The organism is Mesorhizobium sp. M7A.F.Ca.AU.001.01.1.1, from assembly GCF_004022735.1.
GTDB classification, from domain to species: domain Bacteria; phylum Pseudomonadota; class Alphaproteobacteria; order Rhizobiales; family Rhizobiaceae; genus Mesorhizobium; species Mesorhizobium ciceri.
Genome location: NZ_RZPF01000205.1, coordinates 1 through 9,140, shown reverse-complemented (window position 1 = coordinate 9,140; position 9,140 = coordinate 1). Strand labels below are relative to the sequence as shown.

The 9,140-nt window shown below is 61.7% G+C and carries 8 protein-coding genes; 7 read left to right on the top strand and 1 reads right to left on the bottom strand.

The window, feature by feature from the left end; genetic code table 11:
* Positions 1-1,621 (bottom strand): AAA family ATPase (locus EN884_RS14780; RefSeq protein WP_128360602.1); only part of this gene is annotated, 1,621 nt, incomplete at its 3' end.
* 327 nt (positions 1,622-1,948) lie between these two features.
* Here EN884_RS14780 and tssA point away from each other — a divergent pair.
* The 7 genes from tssA to tssG all read left to right on the top strand — a co-directional run.
* Positions 1,949-3,121 carry a type VI secretion system protein TssA gene (gene tssA, locus EN884_RS14775; RefSeq protein ID WP_063170589.1) on the top strand — a complete coding sequence of 391 codons (1,173 nt, stop codon included), beginning with the start codon at positions 1,949-1,951 and terminating at the stop codon, positions 3,119-3,121.
* A 6-nt stretch (positions 3,122-3,127) separates the two neighbouring features.
* Positions 3,128-3,667: a type VI secretion system contractile sheath small subunit gene (tssB, locus tag EN884_RS14770; protein WP_013525309.1), complete on the top strand. Its 540-nt coding sequence runs from the start codon at positions 3,128-3,130 to the stop codon at positions 3,665-3,667.
* Positions 3,668-3,669: 2 nt separating this feature from the next.
* Complete coding sequence (gene tssC, locus EN884_RS14765; protein WP_063170590.1) at positions 3,670-5,175, top strand: type VI secretion system contractile sheath large subunit; 1,506 nt, start codon at positions 3,670-3,672, stop codon at positions 5,173-5,175.
* 46 nt (positions 5,176-5,221) lie between these two features.
* The gene (locus EN884_RS14760; RefSeq protein ID WP_013525307.1) at positions 5,222-5,680 is read left to right on the top strand and encodes an Hcp family type VI secretion system effector; all 459 of its coding nucleotides are present in this window, start codon (positions 5,222-5,224) and stop codon (positions 5,678-5,680) included.
* Entirely contained in the window at positions 5,667-6,422 is a 756-nt protein-coding gene (tssE, locus tag EN884_RS14755) for a type VI secretion system baseplate subunit TssE (RefSeq protein ID WP_013525306.1), read from the top strand. Before EN884_RS14760 ends, tssE begins: the two co-directional genes overlap by 14 nt.
* A gap of 1 nt (position 6,423) precedes the next feature.
* The gene (gene tssF, locus EN884_RS14750) at positions 6,424-8,298 is read left to right on the top strand and encodes a type VI secretion system baseplate subunit TssF (protein ID WP_128360601.1); all 1,875 of its coding nucleotides are present in this window, start codon (positions 6,424-6,426) and stop codon (positions 8,296-8,298) included.
* A partial coding sequence (gene tssG, locus EN884_RS14745) for a type VI secretion system baseplate subunit TssG (RefSeq protein WP_128360600.1) occupies positions 8,262-9,140 on the top strand: 879 nt, incomplete at its 3' end. The genes tssF and tssG, both read left to right, overlap by 37 nt.

The following is a 9,140-nucleotide window of genomic DNA, read 5'->3' as shown; positions in this document are numbered from 1 at the left end:
CTGACGACTCCGCTACCTTGGTCTTTTCTGCGTTCGCCGCTGCCGGTTCGGCATCGGCCCCAACGGTGGCCGCATCGAGCGCCACACCCTCGCCGCGCAGCCTGGCGCGCAGTTCGAGTATCTCGGCGACGAGCACCTTTTCACGATCCCAACGCTGCTGCGCCGCAGCCAGGGTGATCTCACTTTCGGCAAGCCCGGTGTCGACGCGCGCCTGCCGTTCAGCCACCTCGATGCCGATCGCGGCCTCGCGCCCGATGATGCCGCGCTCGACCTCCAGAGCCTGGCGGCGGCGCATGATGTCCTCGACCTCGGCTGGCGTAGCATGCTGCGATATGGCGACACGGGCGCAGGCGGTGTCGAGGAGGCTCACCGCCTTGTCAGGCAGTTGCCGTGCCGGGATGTAGCGATGCGACAGGCCGACTGCTGCCTCGATCGCCTCGTCGAGTATCTGCACCTTGTGGTGCTGCTCCAGAACCCCTGCCACACCGCGCAACATCAGAACGGCCACCGCCTCAGACGGCTCGTCAATCTTGACCACCTGGAAACGGCGGGTCAGCGCCGGGTCTTTCTCGATGTGCTGCTTATATTCGGCCCAGGTCGTTGCGGCGATGGTGCGAAGTTCGCCCCGTGCCAGCGCCGGCTTCAAGAGATTGGCGGCATCACCAGTTCCGGCAGCACCGCCGGCGCCAATCAAGGTGTGGGCCTCGTCGATGAACAGGATGACCGGCGTTTCGGACGATTGAACCTCGTCGATCACAGCCTTCAGCCGTTTTTCGAATTCGCCCTTCACGCTGGCGCCCGCCTGCATCAATCCGACATCGAGCATGCGCACGCTGACGCCTTGCAGCGTGGGCGGCACATCGCCCTGAGCGATACGCAAGGCAAAGCCCTCAACGACCGCCGTCTTGCCGACCCCGGCCTCGCCGGTCAGGATCGGGTTGTTTTGCCGACGCCGCATCAGGATGTCGACTATCTGCCGGATCTCCGGATCGCGGCCGACGACCGGATCGATCTTGCCCTCGCGGGCGCGTTGGGTCAGATCGGTGGCGAATTTCGCCAAGGCCGAATCTCCGCCCATGGTCCGCTTCGGCGTTTCAGCCGCGGGCACCGCGATGGCTGCGCCGCCTTCGAGCGAACCTTCCACGACATCGGCGAACCGCGCGACAACCGCATCGGCGTCGATCTTGTCGAACTCGCCGCTGATCTTCGACAGCAGGCCTTCCAGAACCGGGGTTTTCAGGCAGGAAAGCAGAATATGGGCGCTGCGGACTTCCTCGACGCCGAACTCCAGCGTCGCGAGGTTCCAGGCTTCCTGGATTGCATGAAAGATATGATCGGAGAATTCCTCGATCGAGGTTGCGCCATAGGGCAACTTGTCGACGGCACGGGTCATATCTGCCGTGAGCCGGCTGGCATCCAGTCCCGCATCGGCGATTATCATTTGCACATCGGAGCGGTCGGAAAGCACCAGCTGCTCGATGAAGTGAACGAGTTCGACGTAAGGATTGCCGCGCAGCTTGGCGCTATCGGCCGCGGCCTTGAAGGCGCGCACCCCGACAGGATCAAGCTTGCCGACCAGTTCCTTACGCTTGAAGCTCTGCGACGACCGGCGCTGTTCCATCGAACGTGCTCCTGCAATCTGCCAGCCGATAAACTGCCACAGATGCCGCCACTTGACAAAGTGCGTTGTGGACGAGGCCTCAATGCCTGGTTCAGCCAGCTTCCTCGTATTGTGGAAGTCTTGCACCACCGGCTGCAAACAACAGCGGAATTGCGCGCCCTGCGCAATGCATTTCTCATACGGATTGACAATTGCGCCACGGAGTTCGGTACTCATGGCGGTGTTCAGCTTCTGTTAATTTTGGAGCACTCGTTGAATTGTGGTAAAGTGCACCGGTGTGATAACGTAAGGTCACATAAGGTTTGAGGGCCTTCGCTGGGGGTTGGTGTGATTGATCTCGCACTCTGGCTTTCTTCGCTAGACGGTGAGAATCCGTCCGGGGAAGATTTGCGCAACGACCCGGCTTTCCATGAGTTGGAGCGCCTGACCGAAGCCCAACTCAAGGTCGTCCACGACGGCAACAATAAGGCCGGCTCGCAAAGCACGATTCCAGTCGACTGGCCCGCTGTGCTCGCAAAGGCGGAGGAATTGCGCGCGCATGGCAGGGACTTGCGCCTGCTTGTCATCGTCACGCGCGCGCTGGCCAATGAAGACGGGCTGGCCGGATTGGCGCAAGGTCTGACGCTGATCGCGCAGACCTTCGATCAGCATTGGGACACCATGCATCCGGCTCTGCGGCCCAACGCTTCGCCGCGCGATGCCGCCTTGCGCCGTATCAACGCGCTGATCGACCTGCAGAATGGTCAGGACGGGTTGTTGGCGAATCTGCGGCAAATGACGTTCTTCGCGCCGCGCGCAATCGGCCCGGTTCAGGGCAAGGACCTGGAGAAGGGTGCGCTCGACGATCGCGTCATGCTCCAGGAAGCCGCCTCGGGGCTGAATGCGGCGGAAAAAGCGCAGCTGGTCAGTGCGCACGGACAACTCTTGAATCGGGTGCGTGCCGCATGTGCGGCACAGATCGATCAGGCCAATGCGGAGATGGTCCAGCTCATCGCCGACGCCCGGGCGACGATCACGGCACTGGATGCGCTCGAGACTGCGCTCAACGCTCGTCTCGAGGGCAGCGGCACTCCCGTTCCGGACTTAAAACGGTTCCTGCAGCGTTTGCTGACGACACTTGAACGGAATTCAGCGGCCGGCGCGGTGACGAATGGCGCAGCCACGCAGGCGGTGCCGACGGAACTGGCAACGCCTGCTCGAAACGGTCATGGAGCCGATGCTATGGCAAGTATGGCAAGCTATGCGGACTCGAGCACGGGACTCCCCGACCGGATCTCCTCGCGCGACGACGTGGTGAAATGCCTCGACCTGGTCGTCGCCTTCTATGACCGTACCGAACCGTCGAGCCCAATTCCGCACCTGGCTCGGCGGGTCCGTCGGATGGTGCACATGGATTTCGTTGAACTGATGGAAGATCTCGCCCCTTCGGGGCTGAAGGAGTTCAGGCTGCTGGCCGGCGTTCCCGATGCCAAGAAGACGGCTCAGAAGGATGAAAGGTAACAACACATGCCAGCCGAAAGCAAAGCCAAGGTCATCGAACGAAATCGCGCGCCGCGGGTGCAGATCGCCTACGATGTGGAAACCTACGGCAGCCCGACGACGATCGAACTGCCGTTTGTCATGGGCGTGATGGCCGACCTTGCCGGTGCTTCGCAAACCAAGGAAGCGTCAAAGTCGGTGCTGGACCGCTCCTTTGTCGAGACCGACGCGAACCGCTTCCCAAAATTCATGGAGGCGCTCGGCCCCCGCGTCAAAGCGCGGGTGAAGAACACGCTGCCGCAGGCCGAGGGCCAGGAGCGTGACGAGGAACTGGCGCTCGATCTTACATTTTCCAAGATGGGTGATTTCGCCCCCGACAAGATTGCCGAGCAAGTTCCGCAACTGGCCGAGATCCTCAAGATGCGTCGACAACTTGAGGAATTGCTCGGCTTCATGGATGGCCGTGTCGATGCTGAAAAGCGCATCGCGCAGCTTCTGAACAACGAACCGCTTCTTGGCAAGATTGCCAGCCAGGCGCTGGCCGACGACGACAAGGTTGGGGAATGATCATGGCCGAACAGCAAAAGACCGCCTCAGTCGCCGCGGAGGCCGAAGCCATAAACCTCGATGAATTCAGCGGACTCCTCGAAAAAGATTTCAAGGTCAAGAAGGACGACAGCGAGAAGCTGCAACAGCTCGTGCGCAATCTCGCGCTCGCGGCGCAGTCCCGTTCCGACACCACGACCATCTCTTCCAATGCCATCAAATCGATCAAGTCGCTGATCGCCGGCATTGACAAGATGCTGACGACACAGGTCAACGAAATCCTGCACGCGCCGGAAGTGCGTGAGATGGAAGGCACATGGCGAGGGCTGTGGTATCTCGTCAACAACACCGAGACGGATCAGAAGCTGAAGATCCGGGTGATGAACATCTCCAAAGAGCAGCTGGCCGATACGCTTGAAGACTATGAAGGTCAGATGTGGGACCAGAGCCCGATCTTCAAGAAAGTCTACACAGACGAGTATTCGATGCTTGGCGGCGAACCAATCGGCTGCGTGATCGGCGCCTACGAGTTCTCCAATCACCCACGTGACGTCGGCCTGCTGCGCAACATCTCCGGCATCTGCGCTTCCGCGCATACGCCGTTTATCGCGGCCGCTTCGCCGCGCCTATTTCGCATGGACAGCTGGCAGGAACTGCCGAACCCGCAAGACCTGCAGCAGATCGTCTCCAACCCCGCCTATGCCTCGTGGCAGTCGTTGCGCGAGAGTGAGGACGCTCGCTACATCGGCCTGACCATGCCCCGCGTCCTGGCGCGGCTGCCCTACGGCACCGATACCGTTCCGGTGAAGGGTTTCACCTTCGAGGAAGAGGTGGAGGGCGATCACAACAAATATGTCTGGATGAACGCCGCCTTCCCGATGGGCGTCAACATCAACCGCAGTCACAAGTTTTTCGGCTGGGGCACGCAGATCCGCGGCGTGGAGAATGGTGGCACGGTGCTCAACCTGCCGGTGCATAGCTTCCCGACCGATGATGGCTCGATCGCGATGAAATGTCCCACGGAAGTCGCCATCGACGACCGGCGCGAGGCGGAACTGGCCAAGCTTGGCTTGATGCCCATCCTGCACCGGAAGAATACCGATCTCGCGGCCTTCATCGGAGCACACTCGCTGCAGGACGACGAAACGCGGGCGGGGCGGCTGGTCGACCCCGATGCACAGTCGAACGAGCGGCTGAGCGCCAACCTGCCCTACCTGTTCCCGGTCTCGCGCTTTGCGCACTACCTCAAGGCGATCGCGCGCGACAAGGTCGGCTCGTTCAAGGAGCGCGCCGACATGCAGATCTGGTTGACCGAGTGGATCAATCGATACGTGCTGGCCAACCCGGCCTTTGCCGACGACAAGGCGCGCGCCAAGCGCCCGCTTGCCGCCGCCGAGGTCCAGGTGGACAGCGTGGAGGGGCGGCCGGGCTATTATAATGCCCGCTTCTATCTGCGCCCGCATTACCAGCTGGAGGGCATCAACGCGTCGCTCCGACTGGTCTCGGAACTACCGTCCGTTAAGACTTGATCGCAGCAACGACAACCTGGTTTTTTGAAAGCGGTGGAGAAACACAATGCCGACTACGAAGATTGATGGCTTCCTGAAGGTTCCCGATATCAAAGGCCCCAGCACCCGCGACGGCCACGATGACGAGATTGAAATCCATGGCGTCGACTACAAGATGGTCGCACCTTATGATCCCAATTCGCTGTCACGCCGTGGCCGCGTCTCCATGGGGATGATCAAATTCACCAAGCACTACGACAAATCATCGCCCTATCTGAAAAAGGCTTTGTTCGAAAACAAGGCCCTTGATGAGGTGGTGTTCTCGGCCCGCCGGACCATCGATGGCGAGACCAAGGATTACCTGGTCGTTACCCTCACCGACGCCTCGATCATGGAATACGACATGTCGCAGGCCGAGGATGAGGAAGACCTGATCCAGGAAGAGGTCAGCTTCGCCTACAAGAAGATCAAATTCGTCTATGACGGCAATGATGAAGCCGAAATGGATGTCTATGTCGGCAAGTGAGGTTCGGCGACCCGGCGCGGGCATGCAGCAGACCACTGGCAGCTTGCGGGCGAAAAGCGAAGCCGTCCAGCCGTCGCTTTGGGATCGTCTCGTCAATGATCTGCCGGGCCTGACCTCGGAAATAGACGGGCTGCGCCATGTCCTGCTCGACGAGCTTGGCGCGGACCGTCTCGACACACTCGTTGCCGGCAGCACGCGTGCCATCGACGCCGATGTGGTACTGACACCGGATCAGAAACGCCGTCTGCATCGGTTGGCCGTTCAGACCCAGCACCGCGTCGAAATCGAAAGCCGTGGCGTGGTGGTATCGGCGCGCGTGCTCAGGGAAGCGGTACGGCGTGACATCGAGGCGCTCTTCAACACAGAGCGCTTCGAGGCGACGCCGCTTCTTTCCGACCTGGAAAATGAACAGGTTGCGGACAATCCCCCTTCGCTTGCCGATTTCCCGGAGGTCCGCCGCAGCGTGGTCAATTACGGCGTGCCCTCCTTCTCGGGCCGCTCGTCGCGCGACTTCGATCGCGAGGTGTTGGCACGTGAGATCCGCATGGTGCTCGCGACCTTCGAGCCCCGCCTGAAGGAAAGCGCAACAAAGGTAACGGTCACGCTTGGCGACAACACCGTCGGCCTGAAGATCGAGATAGACGCCGTTCTGATCATGACCCCGACTCCCGAACGCATGCGCCTGCGCACCACGATCAATCTCGACAACGGTTTGGCGCGGACCGAAATTGGGGAGGCCTGAGATGGATCGGGTCTTCGTCGAATATTACGAGGAGGAACTGAGCCATATCCGCGCTCTTGCATCGGAATTCGCAGACATGCATCCGGCGGTGGCGCGCAACCTTTCCCTCGATACGGTGCCGTGTCCGGACCCATATGTCGAGCGCCTGCTCGATGGCGTAGCCTTCCTGGCCGCGCGCACCCGGCTAAAGGTCGATGCCGAGCGCTCGCGATTTTCCCGCAGTGTGCTCGACGTTCTCTATCCCGATCTGGTCACGCCGGCGCCGGCAACGGCGATGGCGGTGCTGAAACCCGGCCAGCAGGTCCAGACCATGCTGGCCGGCCACGTCGTCAAGCGCAACACACGGCTGGTTTCCAGCCTGCAGCCAGGCCTGTCAACGCGCTGCATTTTCTCAACCGCCCAGGAAATGACTCTATGGCCGATCGCGGTCACTTCGGTCAGCTTTTTTCAGGACCGCAGTGCGATGGCGATGGCTGGCATAGGACCGATCGGCGGTGTCAGCGGCGAGTCGGCGCTCCGCCTCACGCTGGCCAGGACCGGAAAAGGCAAGCTCGACGAACTGGCTCTCGACCGGCTTGACCTCTATTTTGCCGGACGCACCAAGGCGCCGCTACTGTTCGATGCGATTTTCGGCGCCTGCGCGGCCACAGCAGCGCGACCGGAAGGCAAGACCAACCCGCTGTCGCCGTTGCCGGCACCCGAGATGATCGGCATCAGCGACGACGAAGCCTTGATGCCGCGCACCCGCCCGACATTCGAAGGATACCGGTTGCTGCGCGCATACTTCATGATGCCCGAGCGTTTTCACTATGCACGGGTTTTGGGATTGCAGCCTGTCGTGCGCCAATGCGCGGCCGGACTCGAGATCATTTTCCTGTTCAAACGCACGGTTCCCGAGCTGGCCGATCTGACGCCGGCGGACTTCGAACTTTTCGCGACACCGATCATCAATCTGTTCGAACGCGAGTGCAACGTCGTCGAAGTCGATGAACGCAAGACGCGCCAGGTGTTGCATGCGGACCGGACGCGGGCGCGTGACTTCGAAATCTACCGGGTCATCCGCGTCGAGGACGCCGACACGGAAGGCAACGACGCCGAAATCCCCGAGCTCTTCAGCCTGGGTCAGAACCGCGGTAGTGGTTGGGTCTATTCGACCGAAAGGCGCCCTCGCCGCGCGATGGAGGAGGAGCGCCGCGAAGGTCTGACGCGAACGTCCTATACCGGGGATGACGTTTTCCTGGCCGTGTCCCGGCCGCTCGTAAGGCCGGCGACCCGGCCGCTGAAGCGGCTCGACGTGATGGCGCTTTGCACCAATCGTGATCTGCCGATCCTCGATGACAATCCGACGTTGACGTTAGAGGCCGGCGACCCGGTCGAAACCGTGAGGCTTCTTGGCGCCTTGCGTGCGCCGCAGCCAGCTATTCCTGCGGCACTGCCTGCTGGGGCCGACGGGGAATCGCGGGCCGATGATCTCGCCTGGCGGCTGGTGGCGCAGCTCGCGCTCAACTTTCTCAGTCTTGCCAAAGAAGGCCGCGGCATCGATCCCCTGCATGCGCTACTCGACCTTTATGCCGATCGCGGCGATCCAAGCCTTGCCCGAAATGTGCATTCGATCGTGCGTATCGACTCGCAGCCGGTCATCGAACGTCTGCAAATCGATGGACCGATGTGCTTTGGACGCGGTACCGAAGTCACGTTGCATGTTGATCAATCGGTCCTGGCCGGCCAAAGTACCTTGCTGCTTTCGGCCTTGCTGGCGCGGTTGTTTGCTCGTCACGCCGGGATAAACGGCTTCGTGCGAACTCGCACGCGGCTGCTGCAGAAGCAGGAGGATGTGCCATGGCCGATGACGCCCGGCAATCGCTACCTGATCTAGACAAGCCCGGCCCGAACAGGGCCGAAGGTCTGTCCGAGACGTTCGACTTTTTCGAACTGCTGCGCCGCCTCGAACAACGGAACGGTCTGTTCGGCCATTCCGGCCGTCCCGACCGTGAGCCGGCACGGCTCGGCCAGCATGTGCGCCTCGCCTTTTCCGCACGGGACCTGGTTGTGTTCCGCGAAGCCCGCGATGCGGCACCGGCCCGGGTCACGGTGGCAAATTTTGGTCTGCTGGGACCCGAGGGTCCAATGCCGCTGCATCTGACGCGCTGGGTGCTCGACCGGCTCTCGCAACGCTGGTTCGCCGGCGCCGAGGCACAACTGACTAGCGACACGACGTTCGTCGACTTCGTCAACATTCTGCAGCACCGTATGATCGCCCTCTACTATCGGGCGTGGGCGGATGCGCACCCGGCCGTGCAGGCCGAACGCGCGGTCGGCGGGCGCGTTCGCGCCATGCTTGAAGCCATGGCCGGGATCGGACTTCCCGGCACGCAGGACCCCAATCTCGATACGGTGAAGCTTCGGCAGGCGGCTTCGCTGGCCAATCAGGTCGACGGCCCGGAACGGCTGACGCTGTTCCTGGCGGAAGCGTTCAAGGCGCCGGTACAGATCAAGGAGTTCATCTCCGCCTGGATAACAGTACCAACCGGTCTCCAGACCCGTCTTGCAAAGGCCTTTGCAGGGCTCGGCAAGGGCGCGACGATCGGCCCACGCGTTTTCAGCCGCCAAAGCAGGATCGAACTGCGTGTCGGCCCGCTGGGGTATGAGGAGTTCAAGGCGTTCCTGCCTGGCGGGGAGCGGCTCAAGCTGTTCAAGCAGGCCGTTCGCGACATGGTC